Raw genomic sequence first — 26,880 nt, 5'->3', positions numbered from 1 at the left:
TATTTGAATTTGCCAGAGCCGCAATGTAGTAAATTTGCCTCAGAATCACTTTATATCAATAACTTACGCCGAAACCGATAGATTTTATTGTTCATTAAGACTTTCTGAGCAGGCTCTATGTAATTTTTGCAGCTGTAACGGCTTTTATCGCCCTTTTTCTTGGAGTGAGCGCAATGCTTTTCCCACGTTAACCGTTTAGCAATAAGTCAACAGATATGCTCCGTTTTGTAATGCCGCACTGATTGGGTCCGACAGAAAACAATACAGAAGAACTTTTTAAGACCTTATTGTACCACGCTGGTTTTCTTCATTAACGATTCCTGTTGTACATCTTGCATCATGAGTTTATTAAATTAAGCTTAATTTGAACTCATGTGTAAATTATTTCACAAAAAAAAACAGTTGCATACTGTACTTTGGTACTAAGAGTCTACCCCGGTAGGCCCGTAGCTCGCCAGGTGATGATGCCGCAGGCTAGGGTGGAGCCATAACAAAATAAGACTCGGCCCGTTTTCCCAGCAGACCAGAATCCGACGGAACCGATTCATCCAGCTATGCGCGCGCTCCACGACCCACCGCCGCGCCTTGAAGCCTGCTTCCGGCTTGATTGTCCCGGCTTCCTCGCCGCGTGCCCGGATATACGCCGTATAACCGAATACCTCCGCCAGTTCACGCACTTCGTCATAATCATACCCTTCGTCCAGGCAGAGTCCTTGCGGCTGTTTGGGCATAGGCTCGGGCCGCGGGACGACAATCGCCTCCACGGTGCTCCGCTCCAATTTCATATCATGCCGATTGGCGCCGTCAATCATCAGACTGAGGCAGCCCCGCCGCTTCGGTCAATAGACTGCGCTTGACGCCTTGCTTACCGCGATCGGAGGGGTTGCGCCCAACTTTTCTCGGCCCTATCTAATGGAGCTTTGGTCATCGCCCCATCCATCGACAGCCACGACCAATCCAAACCCTTCAGGTCGCCATACGCCAACAGCGCCTTCCCGCCAGAAAGCCTGGAAGGCGCAGGCCTCGGTCCACTCCAGAAAGCGGCGATGCGCCGGACTACTGAAACAAATGCCGGTGGCATTCAACGCATTCTCTTGGCAACCGGCCCGCAACACGAACAGAATCGCATTCATCGCCTGCCGGTCCGGCATCCGGCGGTTATGGCAACCTCAAGGATGCGGTTTACGCGGCGGCAGCAAGGGCTCCGGCCGTGCCCGCAACGCCTCCGAAAGCCGCCAGCCATCGTCTTTTATCGCTAAACCCATACGGAATACCTCTTCAACAACTTTATCCGTATAAGAGGTTACTTGTCGGGTTAAGGTTCCTACTGGGATAGGCTCTAAATCGCACTTGACATCTTCAAAGCCCTCTCGTGAATCAGCATTCAAAGAAATGCCCCCTAGCATGTTAGCCATTTATTTTATATTAAAATAAATGGCTAACATATTGTTTCTAAAAATTTTAACAACAAGGATTAGTAGCCAATCTCCACTTTCGAGCATGCAATATCAGTCAGTCAATTTCAAACCCCATCAAATCGCAAGTGATCAGTCATTAACACTCAACCGGTAAAGCAAGCCCTCTCCGCAATCTAACGGTATCGGTCTGCAGGCAAAACACTTAACCGTTTCAACACCTCTCTTGACGAACCATTTACCAACTTTCAGACCTAGCCATAAACCAAACTACCCTGGCATTGCATTCATCCTTCATATGCCCCAAGAGACAGTCGTCTAAATTAACTGCATAAATAGCTAACAATTACAACCAAAGCGCTAGATGATGAACATGCATAATGTTACTGCCACAGGCAAATCAAGAGTGCGATGAATGATTTATCTGATGCAGGACTTTGCCATAACCTTACGAAATGCTTAAGAATAAATATTTACCGATTTTAGCGAACACCTTGGGAATGCGCAACCCTAATAATAAATTTTTGCCTCAGAATTCAGTAGTGTACTTTAACTATACAGCTTAATTCTACTTTGTCAGATTCCTTCTTGCCCCACCTGGCACCGTCTAGCATGAGACTCCTTGGCCTGTTGCCGTAAGCGATGGCGCTTATCGATAATGGCCGCCAAATCGGCGGCATTGAGCTAGCGGCACGGCAACAGGTGCTCCAACGCGGCGACCAAATCGTTGAGTGGCAACAGTAGACATTGCCGACAATCCGTCTGCTTTTGCTTGGGGAGGAACAAGGAGCTCAACATGATCAACGTCCTGTTATAATACCAAGCATTCCATCGGCGTACTTGATACGTGTTTAGTCCCACGATTACTCACCCCAAAAGGCAGAGGTAAGATGGGGGCACCTACCGCCTGACCGATGTGACGCGGCGTGCGTCGGCATTGGGGGGTAATCGCGCACCCCGCAGCAGGACCGATTAATTATACACCCCGGCTTTTTCAGGTGGGCCGACAAACTCCTGCTCGGTCGTCTGCGGCGGATGTTCGGGTCGAGTTACCTGCCGACCGATGAACAGATCATTACTGACGATATTGACATTGCGAAGCCATTCCGCCGACTGTTGGCAGGTTTTGCTATAAGGCGGTTCCTTGCAAACCTCGATCTTGCCGTCGCCGAGCAAATCGAAATGCATTCCCGGCAGCGGACGGATGCGCATACCTTGAACCGGTTGCGTATAATCCATTATAACCGGTTCGTCATAGTTCAACAGCTTCAGAATCAGCCCTGGCACCTGATATAAGGGCAGGCTGCCGACTTTGACAGCCCCTTTCCGGCCATCCAAAATCAGCATTGGCGTACTGACATAAAACTTGAACATCTCCGGTGTAAATTCGCTGCGGTTCGTGGCCAGCACGCCCGAATCGACATAGCCTCCAAAGTTCTCGCCTAAAAACGGTAGATGATCCCCGAATAGGACGATAATGCTGTCCGGGTCGCGTTTCTGGATGTCAGCGATGAAACCCATCAACTCCCGCGATTTGTAATATACGGTATTTGCGTAGGTTGTGACCTCCTCCACCGGCGATGGAGAGGAGACTTTACTCGGACGGCTCTCGCTGAGCGGATAATTCCAATGACCAAAATAAGTCACGATGTAATCGAAAATCGGCTGTTTGGATTCGAGACTTGGCTTGATTTTGTCCAGCACTTGCCGATAGAGCGAAACATCGGACAAAAACTCCCGATTCATGTCGTCCTGCACGAAATCGGCGAGTGACCAATAGGTTTGGAAGCCCATCCGTTCATATGCATTGACCCGATTCCAAAATACCGGCACGTTTGGATGCGAAGCGGTAGTTTTATAACCCTTTTCTGCCAGAATGTGCGGCAGGCACGGCACATCATTCAATAATTGGCGCTCGAATTTGACATTGTCTTTTACGACCGGAAAACCGCACAGTACTTCAAATTCGGAATTGGCGGTAAATCCGCCGAACACCGGCGCCATGGCATGCGCATAATCGGCGTTTTTCCAGAGCTTCCTGAAATCCGGGGCCAGTGGATTCTGTTTATAGCGCGCTTTTTTCAGGCTGTTCGGATCCCAGAACGATTCGAGCAGCACCAGGTGCACATTGCGCGGCGTGAATATTTTACCAGCATGATCCACAGGTGGTTGCGCGGACAGCAAATTCTGCGCGGACTCCCGCGCTTCGTCCATGTCCGGCGGCACGTCGGCGATCAGGAAATAGCGCGCACCTTCCTGCAGGCTGTACATCGTCGCGCCATGCCAAAGATAATTCGAACGCTGGTCCCAAACCGAATTGCCAAAATGCTTATCGAGCGGTTCCACGATCATTGCCGGCTGATAAATGATCGTCATGCCGATCAGAATTGCCGCCACGCTGGCCAGATAAGCGCTCCAGTGCCGCATCGTAAAATTGAACAGGAACAAACTGCCAATCGCCGCCAACGGAATCGCCGCCGCGAAAAAGCGCCAGCCTTCCAAAATCAACAGCAGGGAACGTAGCGCAAAAATATCGTCCGGCATGATAGGACCGCCGAAAAACGAAATTTTAACCGCGTTGCCGATGTACAAAACGCCAGTCAACAAGGTTTGCAAAACCCAAAATATCCATATCCGCCGCGACCAGGCAAACAGCATATAAGCCACGAATAATTGCAACAAAAAGTCGTAAGGAATTGCCACCGCTTCGATCTGCACATCAAACTTGAACGTGCCGATCAGGTAAAACATCAAATAAAGAAAGATGGTTGAAAATAGCGGCGCTAAATATTTATACGGCATGGCTGGGCAAAAAATGACTGATATGAAAGTATCGAGCCATAGGGCTGAATGAAAAATGAACGCGCCATCTTATCACATCCTTTTGGTAAGATTATCGACATCCTATGCCATAATCGGACAGTCCTATCAGCGATTCTGCCATTATCCGCCGAGCCCATTTAGCGCGAATTGAAGCCAAGCCGCGTAGTTACAATCAAGCCAATCAGGAACTAGTGAATGTCGCACGCATAGGCAAATTTTCCTTCGGCAAGCTGCCCGAGAATATTGCAAAAAGGTTTCTTAGAAGGCTACAGAATCGCCGGTATAGTTAATTATTGGTGATATATTGCTTATATATTGATGACACATGTAGAATGGAATGCCGTATTTACCCATAAACCTATCGTCGGAAGTACTTAATTTACCGGAATTAAAAAATATTGAAGATATCCAAACACTGGCTTTTGCAACCGATCAAGAACACGAAAATCATTGATTATTTTTTACCCTTCCTGAAGCTTCTGATTTGCAAGAGCAATTTAAGCAATATTTTTTCAACTTCATGTTTATTCCTGGCATCCAACAACATAACAGGACATGTAAAGCCATTTTTTAAGATATAGGTATGATAATCTAATAAACTGGTTTGTGTGTGATTATCATCAAAATGGGTGATCGCTATTACTCCCGAAGAACTTTGCAAAAAACCACCATATCTATTTAAGTAATAATCAATTTCTGTCAATGGATTTTGGCACCCATTGTCAATCATTACAACCATGCCGCTGGCGCCTTTACACAAAATATCAGCCATAAAATCAAAACGTCTTTGTCCTGGCGTACCATAAATATGGATTTTTGTATTGGCGATATAGGCGACCCCATAATCTATAGCTGTTGTAGTGGTTTCTTTTCTGTGCAGGGCAACGGATTCAGTTGCTTTTGTCTCGGTAGAAATAACAGGTATTTCGCTAATTGCCTTTATGGAGGTAGATTTACCAGAACCGACGTTACCCGCCACAACAACTTTAAGCTCGCTTTTTTCCAGAGGCTCTTGCTTATTTGCTGCGTCAGCAAGAGAAATGAATTTATCCTGTTTACCTATTATACTGATGTGGTTAGACTCTGACCTATCAAAGGGAACGTTTAAAGACTCTGCTTTGGCAGCTATTTCTTGAATTAATGCGATATTATTTATGCTCATGAATCTCTCTCTTTTCTCAAAACTATTACTTTCAATTTATTGAAATACCAAACAAATTTAAATTGATTTAATTTGAAACCTGATTATTTTTAATTAGATTTAACCATCAATTCTATTGCGTCTTGTAAATAAGCAAAAATACGATTAAGCCTTTATAAATTATGAAAGTCTCCATCCAAATACGTTACGACACGCTGACGCTACATTAGCGCTTAAACAGAGCCGTCATACAGCATAATATTTCTATTCGGCCTTTATGCTCTGGTCAATCGCCAACTTCTCGTGGCAAGAGTTGGTCCCGCCCTAATGCGTTAAACAATTCATCAAAGTCGATTTTGAACCAAATCTGGCCGTCTTGCTTAAAACTGCCAGAGCCTTCGCATTGTCCAATCAACGACAGTTCTGCCAGTTCCTTAACGGGCTGAAACAACTCACCACGTTTGACCTCCGGATCCCCGTCTATCCATAAAGCAGCCAAGTTACTCCCCTTGCCAATCACATAAAGCCGTCGATTATCCGGGTCTACCAACTCTTCGCTTAACACCTCGTGCAAATCGAAAACCGGAACCTGATTTCCATGCAAATTCAATAGACCGCTTACCCATGGAGTAGAATTGGGCAGGCGTTTGATTGAGATATTATCGGTGACTGGCTTATAAAGCGAAGAAGCCCCGAGAAATCCAATTCGGCCAATACAAATACCGAAAGCCATTTCTTCTCTCTTTAAAGACATTGTTGAACTTGCAATTTTGCCCTCTTCAACGGTTCCATATTGTGCATACATAAAAACTACTCCAGATAGAAATATCAAAACTTTTCAATTAGAGCCTTAGCGGATTAATACTGCTTACCATGCCTGGATTTAATCTTAAGGCGTAGCAGACCGCATAGCTGTAATTTACTATTGCAGAAAAATTCTAGCATATTTTATAATTCTTTATATGGCAAAAAATCATTTTATTATCAAAAATAATTATTACAAATACATGAAATAAATATGAAAACCAGAAAAACAAAAAAACAAAACTTTTTTCCTTATAAAATTCACTAGACTATGCATTAGAAATAAATAATATTTTGTATTTGTAAAAATAATAGATTAATCACACGATTATCCAATCCATCCAACGCCTCATCAAACGAAAGACAAATATCAACACAAAATAAGCGCAATTATCATGCCATCATTATTTATCTCAAAATAATTTTAATTTTGCTATTTAAGTATATGATTTTTATATATAGAAATTAATTAGCATTAAATATATTTATGCATAAAATTTCCGAAGTTTTATTATTTCCGTGCCCTTTTCAACTTTGCGCACTAATCAAGTGCGGTAAGAACTTTCCGTCGTTTTTGGCCGGATTAGTGCGGCAAACGATAAAGCTGCCTACCCGACCAAGTTTTGCAAAAAGCAATTCCTCCGTATGCTGGAAACATGCTGAATTGGGACATGGCAGACGATCATTTTATGAAGTCGTCGGCACTACTTTTTTTCGAAAAAGAAAAATCGACCATTAATTCATCCCATGTTGCCGCCCTCCCCCATCCGTCATAGAATGAGCGTTTATCAGCTCAACTTAGCGGATTTATTATGTCAGATAAAATTTGGTTTAGAACCGGCGAAGCCACCGTATTTTCGAGTGAAGGTCAAGGCACCGACGCGATGCCCGAAATTCTGATCGGCCATGTGCAAGGACCTGCCGGCCATGCGTTCGCAAATTTGATGGGACAAACCGAAGGGCACACCCGGATGTTCGCGATTCGCGCCTGCAATCAACAGGTACGCCCGGCTACCTTGATGGTACCGAAAGTAACCATTAAATCATCGGCTTATGTGAACCTACTTGGCGGCCCGGTGCAATCGGCCATCGCCGATGCGGTGCTGGACAGCGTTATCGACGGCGTACTGCCGGCTGACCAGGTCAACGATCTGTGTATTATCGCGATGATTTGGATCGCGCCGGAATGCGCGACCAATCCCGATCTGGACCGGAAAGATCTGTACCGCACCAATTACGAAGCGATGAAACTGGCTATCTCACGCGCGATGAGCAATTCGCCGACTATCGAGGAATTGAAAGCGAATCGACATAAGATTTTCCATGAGATGTACGATCCGGAAACCGGCGAATCGCAGTGGTAACATGGGTGATCGCCGATGCGCATCCAGCCTAAACTGCAACTAGAAGCCTGCCCGGAGTGCGATGCACTGCTAAAACCGGCGACGCTCGATACCGGCGACAAGGCGCATTGCCCGCGCTGCGGCTTTCTGTTGCAGCGCGCGCAAAAAAACAGCATCGAACGCAGTCTTGCATTGTCGATCACCGGCCTGTTGCTGTTCATTCCAGCCAATTGCCTGCCGCTGCTCGGCATCAAATTTCTCGGCAATACCAAAGACGGCATTCTGTTGTCGGGCGTCACAGCCTTGTATGCCGAGCACATGTGGGCGGTCGCAACGTTGGTGTTTCTGTCCAGCACGCTGTTTCCGCTCGTGAATATCCTGCTGACTCTAACGATTAGCGCGCATCTTTATTTGAATCGCCCGAATCGTTATCTGGCGCACTGGATGCGCTGGCTGCAACATCTCGGCGAATGGGCGATGCTGGAAGTTTATACACTCGGCATCATCGTCGCTTGCGTCAAATTGTCGTCGATGGCCGATCTACGCTTCGGCCTAGGCCTGTATGCGTTTGTCGGTTTGCTGCTGGTCGCAGTCACATTGGCCGGTAGCCTCGATTCCATGTTGTTCTGGCAACGCATCGACGCCTTGCGCAGGAAACCGGTATGAAGGCGCTGCCCGGCGCGTTGCGCCAAGGATTGATCCGCTGCGGCGATTGCGGCGCCTTGACGAAGCGCGGTGCGGCATCGCGGCCCTGCCCCGTCTGTGGCAGCCAGCTGCATGCGCGCATCCCGAACAGCCTGCAACGCACGCTGGCGTTTTTACTCTGCGGTTATGCGCTGTATATTCCGGCCAATATTTTTCCGATCATGACCGTCACCCGATTCGGCGCCGGCGAGGCACATACGATCCTCGGCGGCATTCTGACCCTGATCGAAGGCGATATGCTCCCGATCGCAATTCTGGTATTCATCGCCAGCATTCTGGTCCCGCTGCTGAAACTGGTCGGCCTGTCTCTGCTGTGGTTGTGCGTGTTTTACCGCTGGCAGGTCAACGCGCGCCGCTGGACGCAGTTGTATCGGATCATTGCTTTTGTCGGCCGCTGGTCGATGCTGGACATTTTCATGATTTCGATCTTGATTTCATTGGTCGATCTCGGCGGTATCGCGCAAGTCCTTGCCGGCCCCGCCGCGACCGCGTTTGCCTCGGTCGTAGTGATCACGCTGTTTGCAGCCAAAAATTTCGACCCCCGCCTGATATGGGATAATCAAAACGTTTGATGAACGACGAATTTGCTTACGAAACCGAAGATGCCTCACTGAACAAGAAGCCCGAACTGCCGCTGGTCTGGCTGCTGCCGATTTGCGCGTTCATCGTCAGCGGCTGGCTGATTTTCAAATCGGCCTCCGAAAAAGGACCGGTGATCACGATCGATTTTCCGACCGCCGAGGGACTCGAAATCGATAAGACCAAAATCCGTTATCTGGATGTCGAAATCGGCAAGGTCACCGACATCAACATCAATCAGGATTCGAAAACAATCCAGGTGACCGCCCAGATGCACCGCACAGCGGAAAATTATCTGAACCAAAACACCAGCTTCTGGGTTGTGCGTCCGCAAGTCGGCCTGGCCGGCATCTCGGGACTGAATACGCTGATTTCCGGCGCGTATATCGAAGTCAAACCCGGCGACGGTTCGCATCAGCATCATTTCACCGGCCTGCCCGCCGCGCCGGTGCTGAAGACCGAAGCCAAAGGCCGGCAATTCGTGCTCGAAACGACAAACCTCGGTGCGCTCGCCCCCCGTACGCAGATCAATTTCCACGGCATTCCGGTTGGCGAAGTGTTGACTCAGGAACTCTCCGTCAATGCCGACTCTATTCGTCTTGTCATCTTCATCAAGGCCCCGTACGATCAATTCGTGCGCAAAAACACCCGCTTCTGGAAAGATAGCGGCATCGATTTATCCGCCGGCGCGGACGGATTCAAGGTTAGGACCGGCCCACTGGTCTCGATGTTGAGCGGCGGCATTGCGTTCCGCACGCCACCGGAAGATACGATAAAGGACGTCAAACCGGAATATACGATGTTCCATCTGTACGATAACTACGAGCAATCAACCCAGATAGAATACCGTAACACACTGAAATATGTGATGTATTTCAACGGCTCGGTGCGCGGCCTGACCGAAGGCGCGCCGGTGCAGTTGCGCGGGATACCGATCGGAACGGTCACCGGCATCAGCTTAGAACTGGACGCAAAGACTGCGGACATCCGAATTCCGGTCACGGTTGACCTGGAACCGGACCGGATCAAGGAAATCAACAAGCAGCCAAACATCAGCAACAAGGACATGATGTCACGCCTGATCAGCAAGGGCCTGCGCGCGCAACTGCAAACCGGCAGTCTGTTGACTGGCCAACTCTTGGTCGATCTCGATTTTCATCCGCACAGCAAAGTCACCTTGCACTCAAACAACAGCCCTTATCAAGAGTTCCCGACCATCCCGAGCTCGCTCGATCAGTTCACGCATTCGGCGCAGACGATCATGGACAAGATCGCCAAACTGCCGCTCAATGAATTGACCATCGAAATGAATAACACCCTGAAATCACTGCAAGTCACATCGAAGGCGGCCAACGGCATGCTGGCCGGCGCCAGGCAAACGATCGGCAGCGCCGATAAATCGCTGCAATCGGCCGACCAGCTGCTACGCTCGCTCGAACCGGGCTCGACCACACGCCATGAGATTGACAAACTGCTGCTGGAATTGAATCAATCGGCCAATTCGGTCAAGCAACTGACCGACTATCTGGAACAACACCCCGAAGCGCTACTTAGAGGCAAAGGCGATGAATAAGATGATGTGCTTATACCGTTTAAATCTTCTTGCCGCTTGCCTGCTGAGCGCCTGCGCGTCGACGCCGGAAACGCATTTCTATGTGCTGAACGCCTTAAGCCTTCCTGCGCAATTCTCTCCAGCCGAAGCCCCGAAACGGCTGATCGGCGTCGGCCCGGTCACCGTGCCGGCGCTGCTCGAACGTAAGCAGATCATCACCCGCACCGGCGACAACAGCATCACATCGAGCGAATTCCACCAGTGGGCCGCGCCGTTAAAGGAGTCGATAACCGAAACGCTGGCGCAAAATCTGTCCGTTCTGCTGCCTAACGACATCATCAAGGCCTATCCGTGGAGCGCCTACGGCGACATGGATTTTCATGTGATCATCGACATCGCGCGCTTCGAAACGAACGCCGCGCAAACCGCCGAACTACGGGTAAACTGGTCGATCATGGACGATAAAAGCCATCGCCTACTTAAGCACGGCCACGCCAAGATTGACCGCCATCAGGCCGGTAGTGGCCATACCGATACGGTCAAGGCATTGAGCGAAACCCTAGAAGAATTCAGCAAGCAGCTAGCCGGCAGCCTGGCTTCTCTAACCTCTTAGCATGATGCGGAACGGAATGAATTGCTCCCGTCCTTACCCAGTTCCGTATAAAAGCAAGCCCTGGTCTCGTATCGACGCCACCATCAAGCGCAATTCCTTCTCGAGGCTTCTATCTTCGCTCAAAAACGGGCTCCGTTCGCGCACCTGTTGCAGCGTGCGGACGATAGCAGGACTCAACGCCTCTAGGCCGCCTCTGAGCTCCACACCCTGCACCGCCGCCAGCAGCATAGCGGCGGCGGCCTGTTCGGTCAGTTCGATGATGCGGATGCAATCCCGGGCCGCGATCGTGCCCATGCTGACTTTATCCTGGTTGTGGCATTCGGTCGAGCGCGAAAAGACGCTGGCGGGCATGGTCAATTTAAGCGCTTCGGCGGTCCAGGCCGAAACCGCGATCTGCACGGCCTTGAAGCCGTGGTTCAGGCCGGCGGCGGGGCCGGTCGCGCCGGACAGGTTAGCCGGCAGACCGTGATTGAATTTCGGGTCCATCAACTGCGCCATTTGCCGGTCCAACAGGTCGGCCAGATTGGCGACCGCGGTTTTCATACTGTCCATCGCGAAGGCGATATGGCCGCCGTAGAAATGGCCGCCGTGCAGCACGTGTTCGCCTTCCGCGTCTATGATCGGATTGTCGTTCGCGCTGTTCAGTTCGTTTTCGATAAACTGGCGCAGCCAGGGCAGCGCGTCCTCGAGCACGCCGATCACATGCGGGGCGCAGCGCAATGAGTAGCGGTCCTGCAGGCGGGTATCATGGCGCGGCGCGGACTCGGTCAATTGCAGATCGGCGCGGATGCGACCGGCCACCCGATTTTGACCGGGATGCGGTTTGACCGTGAACAGTTTTTCATCGTAATGATAGGCATTGCCCGTCAATGCGATCGAGGCGAGGCTGGTGATCCGGGTCGCCAGGCGCGCCAGGTACTCGGCCCTTTGATAAGCCAGACAGGCCACGCCGGTCATTGCAGCGGTGCCGTTCATAATCGCGAGGCCTTCCTTCGGTTTCAACTCCAAAGGCTCGATGCCAAGCTTTGCAAAGACCTCGCCGGCAGAGCGGCGCTCGCCCTGATACAACACCTCGCGCTCGCCGGCCAAGACCGCCGCGACATACGACAGCGGTGTCAAATCGCCGCTCGCGCCGACCGAGCCTTCCTTCGGAATTAACGGCAGAATGTCGTGTGCAAGCAGGGCGGCCAGACGCTGCAACAGCAGGTAGCGGACTCCTGAGTAGCCTTGCGCGAGGCTGTTCAGACGCACGGCCAGGATCGCGCGGGTTTCCTCGTCGCTGAAATGCTCGCCGAGGCCGCAGCCGTGGAAGGTATAGAGATGCCTTGAAAGTTCGTTGACCCATTCGAGCGGAATCTGCACGGTGCAGGAATCTCCGAAGCCGGTCGTCACGCCATAGACGAAGCCTTGCTCATTTAACAGTGTCTCGATGAAGCGCGCGCCTTTATCGATACGCTCGACGAAGGCGGGCGCCCAGCTCAATTCGGCGAATGCCTGCCTGTGCGCAATCCGGCCGATGTCTTCGATACTGAGCGGCTGGCCATCAAAAATGACGGTTTTTCTGATTAAGTCATCGTTCATCGAGGCAACTCCAAGGCCATCGCCGCCGTTTTTATCCAGTAGACCCAGCCTGCAAGAGCAACAAGCGAATCGCCCGCTAATCGGTATAACAACTTCATGATTCCTTGTGCCAAAACGGGTAAAAATTAAACCATTGCAACGGCTCCTGCAGACAATAGGCCTGCAAACGGTTCGCGTAGCGCTGGATTGTTTCCTGCAATGCCTGCTCGCGCTGCTTTCTCGGCAATTTGAGACCGTCGCTGAAAGGGTCGAAATAAATGACATACTTGCCGCGTCTCTTCAGGCAAAATACCGTAAAAACCGGACATTTCAACAACGCCGCCAAAATGAACGGACCTTCCGGAAACAACGCCTTGGCGCCTAAAAAATCGGCTTCCGCGACACGATCTTGATTGCTCACCGGGGTCCGGTCCGCCGCGACGATCACGATTTCGCCCTGATCGATCTTGTCCGCCAGCCGAATCGAGGTCGCCGCGCTGATTTCGGTGACCTGAATCAGATTCAGCTGGCTGGCACTGTTATAGCGGCTCAACAGTTCGCTGAATTTTTCGGCATGCCGGGTATGCACGAGCACATTAACCCTGATGTTTTTATTTAGACTCGCGATCATCCGACAGACCTCCAGATTGCCTAGATGCGACCCCAGAAGCAACACGCCCTGCCCCTGTCTTAGGCGCTCGAGCACCGATTCCCGGCCCCGGTATTCGACATCGCCAGGCGAAATCATGCCTGCCCAGGCCGCCAGTTTGTCGAGAATCGCTTCCGCGAAGGCCATGAAATGGCGAAAGCTGTCGAGCCTACCGCCGCTCAGTTGGAAATCTGCTGAAAACCCTGCAACACGGTGCAGATAATCGCGGCTCGCGTCTCTGCCCCGCCGGTTCACCAGCCAGTAGTAAGCGACCACCGGATACAAAAAAAACTGCACAATAGGACGCCCGCCGAGGCGGTAAATCCCAAGCAAAAGGCGCATGCCCCAGACCACGCTGTATTCGCCCATCTCGGCCCAGTGCGGTTTTGTCACTGCCAATGCCTCAGAATCAGGCGAGGCAGGCGTGCCAGCATGCCGAAAAACAACCGCGCATGGATTTTCGAGATCATCAGATTGTCCTGCCACAGCCGAAAATGCGAGATGCCGACCAACGGATAACTGACCCGGGTCGGCAGATTGATCACCCGCACGCCCCGCCAGTACAATCTGACGATGATGTCGATATCGAAATCCATGCGCCGGCTGATCCGGACGTAAGCGCAGAGCCGTTCGACCGCGACCAGCGGGTACAGCCTGAAGCCGCACATCGCATCGCCGATCGCGAACGACAGCGTATTGATCCAGACCCAGAGATTCGTGAACTGGCGTCCGTACTGGCGGCTAAGCGGCGCCTCCTTGCCGAAGACCGGAAAACCCGCGATCAAAGCCTCCGGATGCTGCCGGCTCGCGTCCAAAAAGCGCGGGATGTCGTCGATTCGATGCTGGCCATCCGCATCGATCTGCAAGGCATGGGTAAAGCCTTGCGCAATCGCCGCCCGGAAGCCGTCGAGCACCGCCGCGCCCTTGCCGCCGTTTTCGGCGCGGACGATCAACGTCAGCCAATCGGCTTCCCGACGGGCGAACTCTTCAAGCGCCTCGTGGCAAACCTTAGAACTGCCGTCGTCGATCAAAAATACCTGCAAGCCGAAGGGTTTGATCGCCGCAACCACGCTCGGCAGTGCCTGTTCGTGGTTATAAACGGGGATGATGATGCAGGTTTTCAAGACTCGGCTCCATAGACCAGGCGCCCGGAACTGTAGGCCTCGGCTCCCTTGCGATATTGAAAAACCAGTTTTCCGGAAGCTTCGCGCCATTCCAGGCTCAATTCGAGTTCGTCATCCGGACGGATCATCTTTCCGAATTTGATCACTTCCATGTGCGAAAAAGGCGCCGTGATCGGAAAAAAAATCTTGCCGAAATGCTCCGCCCAGCCGATCTGAACGACCCCCGGCAATAACGGAAATTTCGGAAAATGATCCGGAAAATAACCGAGCTCCTTCGGCACTTTGATCCTGAGGCGCACGCAGGCCACATCGGTTTCGGCGGCCAGCACTCTCGGGAGGCTCCGGGTATCGGTATTCATCAATGAGGTCAAAAGTTCCTGTTTCACTTTGCCTTGCGTAGTCAAAGGAATTGAGTTCACGAACAGCCATTTTCTGGGCAGCGTCACCGCATCGAAACTGTCGGCAAGGACGCTACGCAGTTGTTTGATCAAAGCGTTTCTACCCTGCTCCTGAAGCTGTGCCGAGCCACTATCGTTCAAGACCGCCGCGATCGCAACCACATCCCGGTGGCGGGCCAGCACGAACGCATAGGCTTCGGCAATCCAGTGCGTATCCTGAAGACGCTGCTCCAGGGCGGTCAGCGACAACCTTTTCTCTTCGATCTTGACGATACGATCCTGCCTTCCGTGCAGCAGAAAGCGGCCGTCGTTCAGTTGGGTCAGACGATCATCCAACGGCAGGCCGTCCTGAGCGGTCAAATAAGGCGAATAGAGATGGGGCCTGTCGGCTATCCATTGGATTCGGATATCCGCAAACGGCTGCCACGGCGCGTCGACTTGCCCGGACGCCTGCCGCCAGGCAATGCCGCCGGTTTCGGTGCTGCCGTAAACTTCGATCACCGTGCGGCCGCTGGCAGTGAAGATTTGCCGGGCCGCCTCCGCAGGCAAAGGGCCGCCTGAGCTAAAAATCGCCGCAAGGCCGGCGATACCCTGCCAGGGCGATTGCTCGTCGAGTCGCTTCAGATGGCCGGGACTCGCGATCCAGCAAGTCTTGGCGGCATCGCCATCAGCCAAGAGCGCTTCGGGGCTCAAAAACATTGGGCTATGGAAACAGCGCCTCGCCGACAGCGGCCATAACATCCTGAACAACAAGCCATAGATATGCTGATGACTGACCGTGCCCGCAATGCACGCATCTCCCAGCAATCCTCCCCAAAGACTTTCCAGTGTATCAATTTCGGCCTGCAATTGGCGCAGGGTTTTCGGCACCGCTTTCGGCGGCCCCGAGGAACCCGAGGTAAACAGGACGATGCAGGGAACATCCATATCGAGAGCCGTAAGACGGCTAACCGAGCCTTCCGTCATCAGTAAATCAGCATCGAAAGGATCATCCGGCCAGTCGCCGAGCAGCCGACATCGTTCAAGACGCAGTTGCCGCGCGGTTTCGGGCAGACTGTTGCCGGAAATCCAGACTTCCTTGCCTGCATGCAGCAGCGCGAACAACAGTACCGTAAACGGATAGGCATCCTGCGTATATAACGCATAACGCCGATCGGGTTCTCTACGCAATGTATGCGCCCAAGTGCAGACCGCCTTAGCGAATTGATCACGCCGATACAGTATCCCCTGATGGCGTGCGATCGGCACCGGGTCCTGCATCGCTTCGATGCCGCACGTTGACAGCAAAATCAAGTTATCCCGCATGCTTTTGCGTTCTGATCCGCACCAGGTATTCGCCGCCAAACAAAGTGCCCATCAGTAGATAAGCTATCAGGCCATTGTATAAACTCCAGATTTCGAAACTGCTCCATAATGCAGTCGCCAACGCGATGCCGCCGTTCACCATGAAAAAGCCGCACCAGACCTGGGTCACACGCCGCGTATAAGCGACGCCCGAAGGCGGCAGGTCCGGATGACGCAGGCGGGCCAGACGTTCGATCACGGTCGGCGGATGGAACAGACTCCAGGCAAACAGCGTCAGCAACGCGCCATTCATCATGACCGGATAAAATCGCAGGGTAATCGGATCGTTGCGCCAGATCGCGAGCGCGCAAAAGATCATACCGGCGATCACTATCAGCCGACTGCCTAGCGCCTTGACGCCACCGAAAGCCTGTCTGATCACCAACAAGCCGATCAACACTGCGGCGATTTTCCACGGTTCGAAATACTGGATGCCGAAATAGACCGCGAAGGGATAGGCGATAGTCAAAAAACCTATGACGATGTTGATCAATGGACGCATGCAATCTTGTTTCACCTCTCGCCTTGGAGCTTTCCCCTATGCATTGACCATCTTATAAACCGCCTCGACCACATCGCCGATCGTGCGGGCCGTTTTGAAATCCTCCGGCTTGACAGCCTTGCCGGTCATTTCCTTCAGCCTGACGATCATATCGACCGCATCAATGCTGTCGAAATCGAGGTCTTGATATAGCCGCGCCTCCAGCGTAATGTCGTCTTTGTCCAGTTCAAACATCTCGACCATCAATTCCTGAATGGCCGCCAAAATTTGTTCACGATTTTCCATCATTTCCTCAACTGCGCGCGGATTCAATATAGTGGGCCAAGGCGGAAATCGAGGCGAAGATAAGCGCCACGTCTTCTTTTTCGGCATTGATTTTAACATTATATTTTTTTCGGATCGCAAGGCCCAGTTCGAGCGCGTCGATCGAATCGAGCCCGAGCCCTTCGTTGAACAGCGCCGCATCGCTGTCGATGTCATCGACGCCTATATCCTCCAGGTCCAGCGTCTCGATGATCAATTGTTTCAATTCATTTTCCATGGTTCTGATAGATTTCTCTCTGTTCGGTAAAATAATCCTGTAAAAACTGATTCAAACGGCGCACCGCGATCGATTTGGGTTCAAGCTGCTGAAACGGTTCCAGCGGGATGTCCTCGCCGACATGCATCGCGAGATGAAAACGCCGACGGTAAGGAATGCTGTACCAGGACTCGGCCTTGGTCAAGGTGCTCGGATAGCAGGACAGCGTGACCGGCGTGACGATTTTTCCGGCCTGCAAGGCGATCGCGGCGGCCCCGCGCTGAAAGCGGTAAGGCTTGCCGGGCACCGAACGGGTGCCTTCCGGAAAAATGATCATCGAGCCGCCCGCGCGCAGCCAGTCCACGCATTCTTCGATCATCTGTTCGGGATCGCCGTTGCTGATATAGCCTGCATTCAAAATCGGCCCGCGCATGGCCGGATTGCGCCAGAGCGAGGCCTTCACGATGCAACTGGCTTCGCTGACCCGGCTGATCAGGAACACGATATCGACCAGCGTCGGATGATTCGCGATGATCAATTGGCCGGGCCGGTTCAATTTTTCAAGCCCGACGATCTCATAAGTCATGATGCCGATCCGGTGCATCAGGCCGATGAACGCATAAAAGCTGTAATGCACCACATGCTGGCCGCGTTTGATCCGCTCCCGGCGGCTGCCGGGCAAGACCGACAAGAGGGGGAATACCAGCACCCAGAGCAGAAATCCACCGACGCCGAAGGCCGTAAAACTGACCGCGGTGCCGAAAAGGCGCCAGAGATAGTCCAGCTTGTAGATTAAATTTTTTCCCATCGCCAACCGCGCCCCTCAAAAATCAAACCGGACTCCGTGCTGTCGCCGAGCAGAAAGTCGATAAACGGCGGCAATTGCAGCGGCTGCTCGCGGTCATCCCGGCATTCCGGCGCGCGGCGCAAACGTAGCGCCATGCCCGCCCCATCCAAGGATAGACGAAGTGCCAGGGCGCAAGGAAATTCGGCATTCAATTTGAACGGAGCGAGAGGATAAAATTCGGCGATCGGCTCGTCGTACAGCACCACGAGCACCTGCCCCGCGCCTTCCTGCAACAGACCGAGCGCCTCCAGGAAAGCCGGCGCGAGGCCATCGAGCCCAGGCGCCATTACCGTGATTTCCTGTTGATTGTGGTAGACAATCGAATACAGCCCCGCTATCGCATTATGGACGGACAAACTAAACACGGTCGGCGACAGTTCCTCGCCAGCCTGAATCATTTGCAGCATTTCGAGCGCTTTTCCGACCTCGCCATGCGCGGAGCTGAAGACTGTCGGCAAGGTTTCTCCGGGATTCAGGCACTGATCGATCGCATTGAAAACTAATCTGGCCAATGGGCTCAAACGGCGCTGCTGCAGCTTCGGGATGAAATCGGGTATTTTAGGCAAAGCATTGTCGATTTCCCGCGCGCCGGTCCGAAAGCCGCCCCAGCCTTCCCTGCCGTGCAGACCCGGCGCGCAGATGCTCCAGTCGCTCAGCACAAAATCGGCAACCTTATAGACAGAGGACATGATTCGTCGGAAAAACCAGGCAGAGGTCGGGCACAAGAAACACGGCGAAAAATTTCAATCAAAGGCGCGTTTATACCATAAACGCGCGCCGCGCGCATTTTGGCAAATTCATCTGCGTAAATGGTAAACTAGACCATCGCAACTTTTGGGTAACAGAGAAACCGATCAATGAACATCACACAAACCGCATCTTCCTTTGCCGGCATCGTCTTGCTGGCGTTATTGAACGGCTGCGCCTCCACCGCGCCCGAAACGAAAGCCGCAGAAGCCGCGCCCGCGCCGCGGATCAACGACTTCCCGACCCGCGACCGCGTCGAATATGTGCTGAACTGCGTCGCTCAACACGGCGGCCTGACCTACATCACGCAATACGCCTGCGGCTGCAAGATCGACAAGATTGCAGAAAAAATGTCTTTCGCCGATTTCGAGGCGGCCAAAACCTTCAACTATCTGCGCAGCACACCCGGTGAGGCCGGCGGGGTTTTCCGAGATCCGAAGCAATCGAAGGACTTGCGCAAGGAACTGAAGGATGCAGAAGCGTATGCCGAGAGGCAATGTTTTGTGAAATAACGTCCCTCCTCGGGCGCAATAGGTTTTAGCCTATTGCGCCCGATGATTCTGCACCGCCCAAGATCAAGCGACATACGCCGTCTAACCTGCCCGAGTCATCAAAAGCGCTATCAAAAAAGTGAATTATTTCACAAAGATCTAGAGAACTAATTCACTGACACCATAATCAAGCTTCTTTATGCTGTAACTAAAATCCAATCGTTCCATCTTGATCCTTTGATTATGACAGAAATACTAAACCGGCTTACCCAGCCTTCGGGCCTTTATTATGGGGACAGAGATATGCATCGTTCAACCACCCATACCAAGAACGGCTTTCTCGAAATGCTGAATATTTTTGATTGCGTAAAATCGTCTCTGATCGTAGCCGGCCATTACAGCGTGGGGCCTGACCTTAACGAAACATCGATTCCCGGACTCGCCGAATCCCTATCGTTCGAAGCCGGGGCGGATTTGGTGCGCCGTGCGCATAGACTGTCTAAAAACTGCCGCCTGGTGTTGTGGATCAATGATCTTGCAATCAATCAGGAGGGGCGCGACGCGTTCAAACAAAATTACAGGCTGCCTGATCACTACGCCGAAATTGTCCGCCGTAATTACCTTAAGGATCAAGACATTTGCGTGATGTATAAAAGTTCCCTGCGTAACCAGGCGTCAACGGAACTGCACGCCATTTATAAAAAAATGCCGTATCTCTTCGACCAAGTCGAGGCAGCGGATACACGGCTGATTCGGTGCGTGGACACTGCCCCCTGTTCGGAGGAACGAGAGGCGGACAGAGTCGCCTATGTGATTCAGGGCCCCTACAAGGAACCGCTCGTCGTCAAGGACGGGCCGCATCCGAATTATAATCTGACCTTGGCCACATTGTTTAAGGAACTGAACAAGCGGTTCTCGCCGGGAATGATCGTCACCGTCTTTAACGAAACCGATGAGTACCGCCTGAATCTCGGCATGCATGTGGCAAAAACACTCTTTAATATGTCCACGCCGATGATGAACGTCTATTGCGATCACGAAGAATTAAGCGCTTACAACTTCGCGTCGGTCCCGCTCAAGTACAGGCGGTGATCACTTCACCTCATAAGTTTCGCTATACGTCGAACCCTTCACACAGGCATCCCGCGCGGTCGGGCTTTCGCAAGAGGTATCGCTGATTTCCGCTTTCAAGGTCCCAGGAGCTTGCGGCACGAAATAAAAGCGGAAATTCGGGTCCGAACTGATCGCAATATCGGTCTTCGCGGTCAACACCGGCTTGCCGTTGAAAGTGACTTTCAGTTGTTCGATGAAATGCGATTTCTTCACGAAACGCGTCATCTGATCCATCTGCATGCCGGTAATGTTCGGATGGCTGATCAATAATTGCACCAGATTCGGTTCGGCCGTTTTGATGCCGTCATCCAGCCTGAATTTCATTTTGCCGAGCCGCTTCATCGAGGCATCGAGATCCGCGCCGATCGGCGCGGAGCAACCGCCGCTGGCCTTCACGTATTTTTTCGTCATCACCAGCCTGCCGTCGTTCAGTTCTGCAATTGCCCGGATGAAGCTGTAAGTATTAACCCGTATTCGCATCGCCAAATCGGCCTTGCCGCTGTAGGGTGTCAACTCAAACTCGCCGACAAAAGGTAACGGATTTTTATCGACCAGCACCAGGATCTTTTTGATATAACTATCCTGAGTCTGCGGAATTTTACTGACGATTTTCAAGGGCACCAGCGCCGGATCCTCGGCCCGGTAAGGCGCTTCCAGTTCAATGACATCATTGCCTTCCGCGATTGATTTTCCGGCAAAATATTGATTCTTCAGCACGGTGTTCCATTCGTTTTCGTCGCCCTCGGCAAAGGCCGCCCACGGCAACATGAATAACACCAGCATAACGTACAGAAATTTAGTTATATTCATTTTTGGTTAACCCGATTATTGAGTAATCGTCTCATTATGAGCCCAGCGAAAAACAAGGGCAACCCTATACAACACCCGTTCATGCCGTTTACTGCAAATCAGTCTCTTATTCAGCCATCAGCCTTACAGATTGAGATCGGCAATTTTGACCGGACTATTGAAACTGCTGTCTCGAGCGCCCTATAATGAAACACGGCTCAAATATAACCCAATCCGATCGCCGCAAGCCCATCGTCAAAACAATAACTGCGAGGTTGAAATGTACAAATGGATAATCGCCCTGCTGTTGACCAGCATCCTGTCCGGCTGCGGCTATAACGATCTTCAGGTTAGCGATGAAAACGTGAAGGCCGGCTGGGCGGAAGTGCTTAACCAGTACAAGCGCCGCGCCGATCTGGTACCTAATCTGGTCAATGTCGTCAAAGGCTATGCAGCTCACGAAAAGGATGTCTTGACCGAAGTCACCGAAGCGCGGGCACGCGTCGGCGCGATACAGGCTACGCCCGAACTGGTCAACGATGAAGAGGCATTCAAAAAATTCGTTGCGGCTCAGGGGCAGATGACCAACGCTATATCGCGCCTCCTTGCAGTGGCCGAAAACTATCCGCAGCTCAAGGCCGACGGCTTGTTTCGCGATTTACAGGCGCAATTGGAAGGTACTGAAAATCGCATCACGGTCGCGCGCAACCGTTACATTGGCACCGTAAAGAACTACAACGTAATCGTGCGTTCTTTCCCGTCCAACCTCACGGCTATGCTATTCGGTTACAAAACCAAGCCCAGCTTCACGGTTGAAAACGAACAAGCCGTATCCGAACCGCCCAAAGTCGATTTCGGCGTGCCGACGCCTGCGCCCAGCCAATAAAAAATGCTAATACATATCGCCGGTCCCTTGACGTTAAGCCGACAGCGCGGCACGAATTGCCGGAAAGATCGATCCACTCTTAAGGCCATTTTCGGACTGATTCTGCTGCTGTTCATCGATATTGTTTCGGCGCAACTTGCGATACCCGATTTGTCCAAGCGTGTGAGCGACCTGACCGGCACACTCACTGCCATACAGACGAACACACTCGAAAACAGGCTGGCCGCGTTCGAACAAGAAAAAGGCAGCCAGATCGCCGTGCTGATCATCGCCACCACGCAACCCGAAGATATCGCCGCCTACGGGATCAGGGTTGCGGAAGCCTGGAAAATCGGCCGGAAAAAAATCGACGACGGCGTGATTATGATCGTAGCCAAGAACGACCGCCGGCTACGGCTTGAAGTCGGCTACGGACTCGAAGGCGTGATTCCTGACGCCGTCGCCAAACGCATCATTGCCGAAACCATTACGCCTTACTTCAAGCAAGGCGATTTCGCGGCCGGCATAGACGCCGGGGTAACACAAATTATGGCGCTAATCAAGGGCGAGGCTTTGCCAGCGCCACAGGAAAGCACCGAGAAAGCACCATCGGAATCGACCTTTCTGTTCCTCCTGGCTGCCGGCCTGATCGTCGGCTTCATCCTCTCCCTGATGCTCGGACGTCCCATGGCAGGACTGATCGCAGGCTTCGGCAGTACCGCAGTCGCGGCATTGTTCTTCGGCTTGGGCTTTGCGATATTTTTGGGCATCCTGGTATTCTTCATGATTATCGGCGGCAACCGGTACAGCGGCTGGTCCAGCGGCGGCGGTTACCACAGCGGCGGCGGAGGTTCATGGGGCGGCGGCGGTGGCGGTTTCGGCGGCGGAGGCGCATCCGGATCATGGTAAACATCAAACGCTGGCTCAAACATCTGTTTATGCCACCCTGGCGTTGGCGCACCGCCTTTCCTTCGGCAACGCTGACGGCCATCGAAGAGGCGATCAGTCAATCCGAACGCAAGCACCGGGGCGAACTGCGTTTTGTGGTCGAAAACTCGTTGCCGCCCATGCACGTGTGGCGCGGTAGAACCCCCGCCAACCGGGCGCAGCAAGTTTTTGCCGATTTACGCATCTGGGACACCGAAGAAAACAGCGGCGTACTGATTTATCTGCTGCTGGCCGACCGGGAGGTTCATATCGTCGCGGATCGCGGCATCGCCAGACGCGTTGCACAAACCGAATGGGACGCGATTGCCTCATCAATGCAGCAAGCCTTTCAACGCGGCGATTTCCGCGAAGGCGTGCAGGCAGGCATCGAATGCATCACCAAACTTCTTACCACGCATTTTCCTGCCGATTCGCTGAACCCCAACGAACTGCCGGACCGACCGGTCGTTATCAAGGATTAACCCGTCCGGATTGACATCACGGGTCTCGAAACAACACACACCCATGCTGAAAAAAAATCTGCACTGTCACATCGATACCCCCTGTCCAGCCGTACATTCCTTGCAATTCGAACTCGAACGCTGCCCAGGAGGCCCAATCAAGCTGTGCTATCGGTTGACCGGCGACCTAACCAAGATTCTCATTCCTGAACCCAAACCGGCCATCGCAACCGATGGGTTGTGGCAGCATACCTGTTTTGAACTCTTTGTCGCCCGAACCGACACGCCTGCCTATTATGAATTTAACTTTTCACCTTCAGGCCAGTGGGCAGCCTATGCTTTCAGCGGCTACCGGACGCGTATGCCGTGGACGATAAGCCGGCCGCCCATCATAGAGCTAACGCAAACTCGAAACGAATCAATGCTTACCGCTCGAATCGCGGACGCCGAACTACTGTTTGAAAGCAACGAACATGCTCTTCAATTAGGGGTGAGCGCGGTCATCGAATCGGTGGGAGGCGCCCTGTCCTATTGGGCCTTGCATCATCCCAGCGAAAGGCCCGATTTTCACGAGCGCACGGGTTTTGTGTGTCCGCTATAAACCTGATAAGCTTCACCCCCTTTCGCTAAGCATTTTTTTCGATCACACACTCTCCGCATTCACTCGCCCATGAAATTTGGCATTGACCGTTTACTTGAAGACTCCCGCCTGCGCGCACCGTTGACGGGCAAACGCATTGCCCTACTAGCCCATCCGGCCTCGGTCACGCAGGACTTGACGCACAGCCTGGATGCGCTCGCCCCGCTGCCCGACCTGAAACTCAGCGCCGCCTTCGGCCCGCAGCACGGTCTGCGCGGCGACAAGCAGGACAATATGATCGAATCGCCCGACTTCATCGATCCCATCCATCGCATACCGGTATTCAGTTTGTATGGCGAAGTGCGCCGCCCGACAGAAGCGATGATGGACTCGTTCGATGTCCTGCTGGTCGATTTGCAGGATTTGGGCTGCCGGATTTATACCTTCATTACCACACTGCTTTATGTGCTCGAAGCGGCGGCGCAACACCAAAAATCGGTCTGGATACTCGACCGCCCAAATCCTGTAGGCCGGCCGATCGAAGGATTGACTCTTCGCCTCGGCTGGGAAAGTTTCGTCGGCGCGGGGCCGATGCCGATGCGACACGGTCTGACGATGGGAGAGATGACGCGCTGGTTTATCGCCAAACTCAATCTCAACGTCGATTGCCAGGTGATCACGATGGAAGGGTGGGACCCTGACGCTGCGCCGGGTTACGGCTGGCCGCTCGGCGAACGAGCCTGGATCAATCCAAGTCCGAATGCGCCGAATCTATCCATGGCGCGCTGTTATGCCGGCACCGTGATGCTCGAAGGCACCACGCTGTCCGAAGGCCGCGGCACGACGCGACCGCTCGAGTTATTCGGCGCGCCCGGCCTCGATGCACGCAAGCTGATCGCCACGATGCAGGCGATCGCGCCGGCATGGCTCGTAGGCTGCCGTTTGCGTGAATGCTGGTTCGAGCCGACTTTTCACAAACATGCCGGACATTTGTGCGCCGGCGTACAGATTCATGTCGAAGACCCAAGCTATGATCATCACGCGTTCCGCCCGTGGCGACTGCAGGCGCTTGCATTCAAAGCGCTGCGCCGCTTGCGGCCAGATTATCCGTTATGGCGCGACTTTCCGTACGAATACGAACAGAGTAGGCTGGCGATCGACGTGATCAACGGTTCGCCATTACTTCGCGAATGGGTCGATGATGCGCAGGCGGACACCGACGATCTGGACAAACTGGCTAATTTGGATGAAAAAGCCTGGCTGGACGACCGCCTGCCGTTTCTCCTCTATTAAACTCGGATCAACGTCGGGTATCCCCATCCAACGCCTGGGACGGCACGCCGTTGCATCGCCAAAAAACGCCCTACGGCGTATACTGGCTCAGTCTTCACCGGGAAACTTACCGCCCATGCGATTTTCGATGCCGATTGATTTGCTCGCTTTCGCCGCCAGCAGTTCGTTGATACTGCTCTACTATCTTTTTTTACGCTGGCGCACCCGTCGCGACCCCGACTTCAGCGTGCATCGTTTCAACCGGAAGATGCGCGAAGCCTGGGTCGACATGGTCGCCAAGAACGGCAAAATGGACATTCTGGCCGTGCAAACCTTGCGCAATTCGGTGATGGCCGCCAATTTCATGGCCTCGACGTCGGTGCTGCTGATCATCGGCACGCTGAATTTAAGCGACAAGATCGAAAAATGGGCCTATGCCTGGCAGCCCGGCATGGCCGCCGAAAGCATGGCGGGCGAATTATGGCTGATCAAACTCGGCCTGCTGCTATTCGATTTTTTTATCGCCTTCTACTGTTTTACGATGGCGATACGTTACTTCAATCATGTCGGCTACATGATCAACCTTCTGGGAGGATCGCCCGAAGCCGGCGTTTCCTATCAGCAAGTCTGCGCCTATTTGAACCGGGCCGGCGCTTATTATACTTACGGCACCCGCAGCTTTTTTTTCAGCCTGCCCCTGGTTCTTTGGTTTTTCGGGCCCTATTCCCTGGTTTTGGCGACGTGGATTCTAATCGCAGCGTTTTACAAACTGGACCGCGCGCCTTAGTCAACCATGGCTATTCAAGTCATCGCCCCTTAACATGATGTCCTGCGGAGTAAGCTAGAATCATCGATTTTGCTAAAAACCGATGAAAAACAAGTCGTCTCTGTTATCGAAAGCCGTTTTATTGGGACTCGCCGTCCTCTTGCTGCTCGGTTGTTCGACGCTGACCCCAAAAAGCCATGCACGCACGGAGATCAAAAACGCGATCATGATCATCGGCGACGGCATGGGGCCGCAACAGGTCGATTTGCTGCTTTCCTACGCCAGGCAGGCGCCGCATGGCATACTCAGGGAGCATAGGCATTTTGCTGACCTATCCCGACGGTGCATCGGTCACTGATTCGCCGGCGTCCGCGACGCAACTCGCGACCGGCAAATTCGCCAAAACCGAAATGGTCGGCCTGGATGCGGACGGTCGTCTCGCGGAAATCATCATCGAAAAAGCCAAACGCTGGGGTAAAGCGGCCGTTCTGGTGTCGGCTCAGACAAGGTTCATGCAACTGTCATCGAACCGTCGCGAAACTGTAACGAAAGCGCAGCACAATGAAATTTTCTGAAACTCGACAGGAATCATTGTCATGCAAACTACGAAACGCAATCCTTGGCAGGATATCCGTATCAATCTTCTCTACTCTGCGCTCGGCTTGTCGGCGTTTAGCCTACTGGTTACCTGGTCGGTCGAACAGCTCTCCAGAGCGCTGTTTCTAAACTGGTAATTTCTACAACTCTATCTGTATCAACAAAAAAATTCGTTTACCGAAAATGCTTTTTGGATAGATCATCTTTTTTTCGGGTAGCCTCAAGAATCAGGTATAGTAAATATCCCCCGGCAAAGCCGGGGGCTTTATGTTGTGAACCGCTCAAAGCGGTACGTGGGGTCGCTAACGCGGCCCCAGTTCAATAGCCGCCTAAAGGCGGCTTTCAGTTCCAAA

29 protein-coding genes and 1 pseudogene are annotated in these 26,880 nt (G+C 52.6%); 16 read left to right on the top strand and 14 right to left on the bottom strand.

Annotated elements, in window-relative coordinates; all coding sequences use genetic code 11:
• Nucleotides 1–430 precede the first annotated feature (430 nt).
• The 4 genes and pseudogenes from U2W12_RS01425 to U2W12_RS01410 form a co-directional block, all read right to left on the bottom strand.
• Nucleotides 431–1,265: pseudogene (locus U2W12_RS01425) on the bottom strand (IS5 family transposase).
• A gap of 1,122 nt (nt 1,266–2,387) precedes the next feature.
• A complete protein-coding gene (locus U2W12_RS01420) occupies nt 2,388–4,217 on the bottom strand; it encodes an LTA synthase family protein (protein ID WP_326498889.1) in 1,830 nt (609 codons plus the stop codon).
• Between the two features lie 475 nt (nt 4,218–4,692).
• A complete protein-coding gene (locus U2W12_RS01415; protein WP_326498888.1) occupies nt 4,693–5,400 on the bottom strand; it encodes an ATP/GTP-binding protein in 708 nt (235 codons plus the stop codon).
• 265 nt (nt 5,401–5,665) lie between these two features.
• Nucleotides 5,666–6,184, bottom strand: coding sequence for a chemotaxis protein CheW (locus tag U2W12_RS01410; RefSeq protein WP_326498887.1), 519 nt, complete (start codon nt 6,182–6,184; stop codon nt 5,666–5,668).
• A gap of 811 nt (nt 6,185–6,995) precedes the next feature.
• Here U2W12_RS01410 and fae point away from each other — a divergent pair.
• Genes fae through U2W12_RS01385 form a run of 5 tightly spaced genes read left to right on the top strand, consistent with a single transcriptional unit; the run spans nt 6,996 to nt 10,975 of the window.
• Nucleotides 6,996–7,547 (top strand): formaldehyde-activating enzyme, encoded by a 552-nt coding sequence (gene fae, locus U2W12_RS01405; protein WP_326498886.1) that lies wholly within the window; start codon nt 6,996–6,998, stop codon nt 7,545–7,547.
• A gap of 15 nt (nt 7,548–7,562) precedes the next feature.
• On the top strand, nt 7,563–8,192 hold the full coding sequence (locus U2W12_RS01400) for a paraquat-inducible protein A (protein ID WP_326498885.1): 630 nt from the start codon (nt 7,563–7,565) through the stop codon (nt 8,190–8,192).
• Nucleotides 8,189–8,803, top strand: coding sequence for a paraquat-inducible protein A (locus U2W12_RS01395; RefSeq protein ID WP_326498884.1), 615 nt, complete (start codon nt 8,189–8,191; stop codon nt 8,801–8,803). Before U2W12_RS01400 ends, U2W12_RS01395 begins: the two co-directional genes overlap by 4 nt.
• On the top strand, nt 8,803–10,383 hold the full coding sequence (locus U2W12_RS01390) for an MlaD family protein (protein ID WP_326498883.1): 1,581 nt from the start codon (nt 8,803–8,805) through the stop codon (nt 10,381–10,383). Before U2W12_RS01395 ends, U2W12_RS01390 begins: the two co-directional genes overlap by 1 nt.
• The gene (locus U2W12_RS01385; RefSeq protein ID WP_326498882.1) at nt 10,376–10,975 is read left to right on the top strand and encodes a PqiC family protein; all 600 of its coding nucleotides are present in this window, start codon (nt 10,376–10,378) and stop codon (nt 10,973–10,975) included. Before U2W12_RS01390 ends, U2W12_RS01385 begins: the two co-directional genes overlap by 8 nt.
• A 33-nt stretch (nt 10,976–11,008) precedes the next feature.
• Here the strand turns inward: U2W12_RS01385 and U2W12_RS01380 are convergent, their stop codons facing one another.
• From U2W12_RS01380 to U2W12_RS01340, 9 genes are all read right to left on the bottom strand, one after another.
• A complete protein-coding gene (locus U2W12_RS01380; RefSeq protein ID WP_326498881.1) occupies nt 11,009–12,556 on the bottom strand; it encodes an aromatic amino acid ammonia-lyase in 1,548 nt (515 codons plus the stop codon).
• 94 nt (nt 12,557–12,650) lie between these two features.
• Nucleotides 12,651–13,577 carry a hypothetical protein gene (locus U2W12_RS01375; protein ID WP_326498880.1) on the bottom strand — a complete coding sequence of 309 codons (927 nt, stop codon included), beginning with the start codon at nt 13,575–13,577 and terminating at the stop codon, nt 12,651–12,653.
• Nucleotides 13,574–14,308, bottom strand: a complete 735-nt coding sequence (locus U2W12_RS01370; RefSeq protein WP_326498879.1) for a glycosyltransferase family 2 protein — start codon at nt 14,306–14,308, stop codon at nt 13,574–13,576. The genes U2W12_RS01375 and U2W12_RS01370 overlap by 4 nt, the downstream gene beginning before the upstream one ends.
• On the bottom strand, nt 14,305–16,011 hold the full coding sequence (locus U2W12_RS01365; RefSeq protein WP_326498878.1) for an AMP-binding protein: 1,707 nt from the start codon (nt 16,009–16,011) through the stop codon (nt 14,305–14,307). The genes U2W12_RS01370 and U2W12_RS01365 overlap by 4 nt, the downstream gene beginning before the upstream one ends.
• Nucleotides 16,001–16,552 carry a hypothetical protein gene (locus tag U2W12_RS01360; protein WP_326498877.1) on the bottom strand — a complete coding sequence of 184 codons (552 nt, stop codon included), beginning with the start codon at nt 16,550–16,552 and terminating at the stop codon, nt 16,001–16,003. Before U2W12_RS01360 ends, U2W12_RS01365 begins: the two co-directional genes overlap by 11 nt.
• Nucleotides 16,553–16,588: 36 nt before the next feature.
• Nucleotides 16,589–16,837: an acyl carrier protein gene (locus tag U2W12_RS01355; protein WP_326498891.1), complete on the bottom strand. Its 249-nt coding sequence runs from the start codon at nt 16,835–16,837 to the stop codon at nt 16,589–16,591.
• A gap of 7 nt (nt 16,838–16,844) precedes the next feature.
• On the bottom strand, nt 16,845–17,102 hold the full coding sequence (locus U2W12_RS01350; RefSeq protein WP_326498890.1) for a phosphopantetheine-binding protein: 258 nt from the start codon (nt 17,100–17,102) through the stop codon (nt 16,845–16,847).
• Nucleotides 17,083–17,880 (bottom strand): lysophospholipid acyltransferase family protein, encoded by a 798-nt coding sequence (locus tag U2W12_RS01345; protein WP_326498876.1) that lies wholly within the window; start codon nt 17,878–17,880, stop codon nt 17,083–17,085. Before U2W12_RS01345 ends, U2W12_RS01350 begins: the two co-directional genes overlap by 20 nt.
• Complete coding sequence (locus U2W12_RS01340) at nt 17,865–18,608, bottom strand: beta-ketoacyl synthase chain length factor (protein WP_326498875.1); 744 nt, start codon at nt 18,606–18,608, stop codon at nt 17,865–17,867. Before U2W12_RS01340 ends, U2W12_RS01345 begins: the two co-directional genes overlap by 16 nt.
• A gap of 168 nt (nt 18,609–18,776) precedes the next feature.
• On the opposite strand from U2W12_RS01340, the gene U2W12_RS01335 reads away from it, so the two are divergent.
• Both U2W12_RS01335 and U2W12_RS01330 read left to right on the top strand, forming a co-directional pair.
• Nucleotides 18,777–19,178: a hypothetical protein gene (locus U2W12_RS01335; protein ID WP_326498874.1), complete on the top strand. Its 402-nt coding sequence runs from the start codon at nt 18,777–18,779 to the stop codon at nt 19,176–19,178.
• Between the two features lie 282 nt (nt 19,179–19,460).
• The gene (locus U2W12_RS01330; protein WP_326498873.1) at nt 19,461–20,249 is read left to right on the top strand and encodes a hypothetical protein; all 789 of its coding nucleotides are present in this window, start codon (nt 19,461–19,463) and stop codon (nt 20,247–20,249) included.
• Here U2W12_RS01330 and U2W12_RS01325 read toward each other — a convergent pair whose 3' ends face one another.
• Entirely contained in the window at nt 20,250–21,080 is an 831-nt protein-coding gene (locus U2W12_RS01325) for a quinoprotein dehydrogenase-associated SoxYZ-like carrier (RefSeq protein ID WP_326498872.1), read from the bottom strand.
• A 259-nt stretch (nt 21,081–21,339) separates the two neighbouring features.
• Here U2W12_RS01325 and U2W12_RS01320 point away from each other — a divergent pair, with 259 nt between their 5' ends.
• The 9 genes from U2W12_RS01320 to U2W12_RS01280 all read left to right on the top strand — a co-directional run bounded on the left by U2W12_RS01320 (nt 21,340) and on the right by U2W12_RS01280 (nt 26,664).
• Nucleotides 21,340–21,945 (top strand): LemA family protein, encoded by a 606-nt coding sequence (locus tag U2W12_RS01320; protein ID WP_326498871.1) that lies wholly within the window; start codon nt 21,340–21,342, stop codon nt 21,943–21,945.
• Between the two features lie 3 nt (nt 21,946–21,948).
• A complete protein-coding gene (locus tag U2W12_RS01315) occupies nt 21,949–22,833 on the top strand; it encodes a YgcG family protein (RefSeq protein WP_326498870.1) in 885 nt (294 codons plus the stop codon).
• On the top strand, nt 22,827–23,333 hold the full coding sequence (locus U2W12_RS01310; RefSeq protein WP_326498869.1) for a TPM domain-containing protein: 507 nt from the start codon (nt 22,827–22,829) through the stop codon (nt 23,331–23,333). The genes U2W12_RS01315 and U2W12_RS01310 overlap by 7 nt, the downstream gene beginning before the upstream one ends.
• 43 nt (nt 23,334–23,376) lie before the next feature.
• A complete protein-coding gene (locus tag U2W12_RS01305; RefSeq protein ID WP_326498868.1) occupies nt 23,377–23,913 on the top strand; it encodes a DOMON-like domain-containing protein in 537 nt (178 codons plus the stop codon).
• A 69-nt stretch (nt 23,914–23,982) separates the two neighbouring features.
• Nucleotides 23,983–25,185, top strand: coding sequence for a DUF1343 domain-containing protein (locus U2W12_RS01300; protein ID WP_326498867.1), 1,203 nt, complete (start codon nt 23,983–23,985; stop codon nt 25,183–25,185).
• 127 nt (nt 25,186–25,312) lie between these two features.
• A complete protein-coding gene (locus tag U2W12_RS01295) occupies nt 25,313–25,951 on the top strand; it encodes a DUF599 domain-containing protein (RefSeq protein ID WP_326498866.1) in 639 nt (212 codons plus the stop codon).
• Between the two features lie 82 nt (nt 25,952–26,033).
• Entirely contained in the window at nt 26,034–26,288 is a 255-nt protein-coding gene (locus U2W12_RS01290; RefSeq protein ID WP_326498865.1) for a hypothetical protein, read from the top strand.
• Nucleotides 26,227–26,505, top strand: a complete 279-nt coding sequence (locus tag U2W12_RS01285; protein ID WP_326498864.1) for an alkaline phosphatase — start codon at nt 26,227–26,229, stop codon at nt 26,503–26,505. The genes U2W12_RS01290 and U2W12_RS01285 overlap by 62 nt, the downstream gene beginning before the upstream one ends.
• Before the next feature lie 21 nt (nt 26,506–26,526).
• On the top strand, nt 26,527–26,664 hold the full coding sequence (locus tag U2W12_RS01280) for a hypothetical protein (protein WP_326498863.1): 138 nt from the start codon (nt 26,527–26,529) through the stop codon (nt 26,662–26,664).
• Nucleotides 26,665–26,880: the final 216 nt, after the last annotated feature.

It is taken from the genome of Methylomicrobium sp. Wu6 (assembly GCF_035916875.1).
In the GTDB taxonomy this organism is placed as follows: Bacteria; Pseudomonadota; Gammaproteobacteria; order Methylococcales; family Methylomonadaceae; genus Methylomicrobium.
Note: the sequence above shows the minus strand (reverse complement) of the source record. Positions and strands in the feature narration are given on the sequence as shown.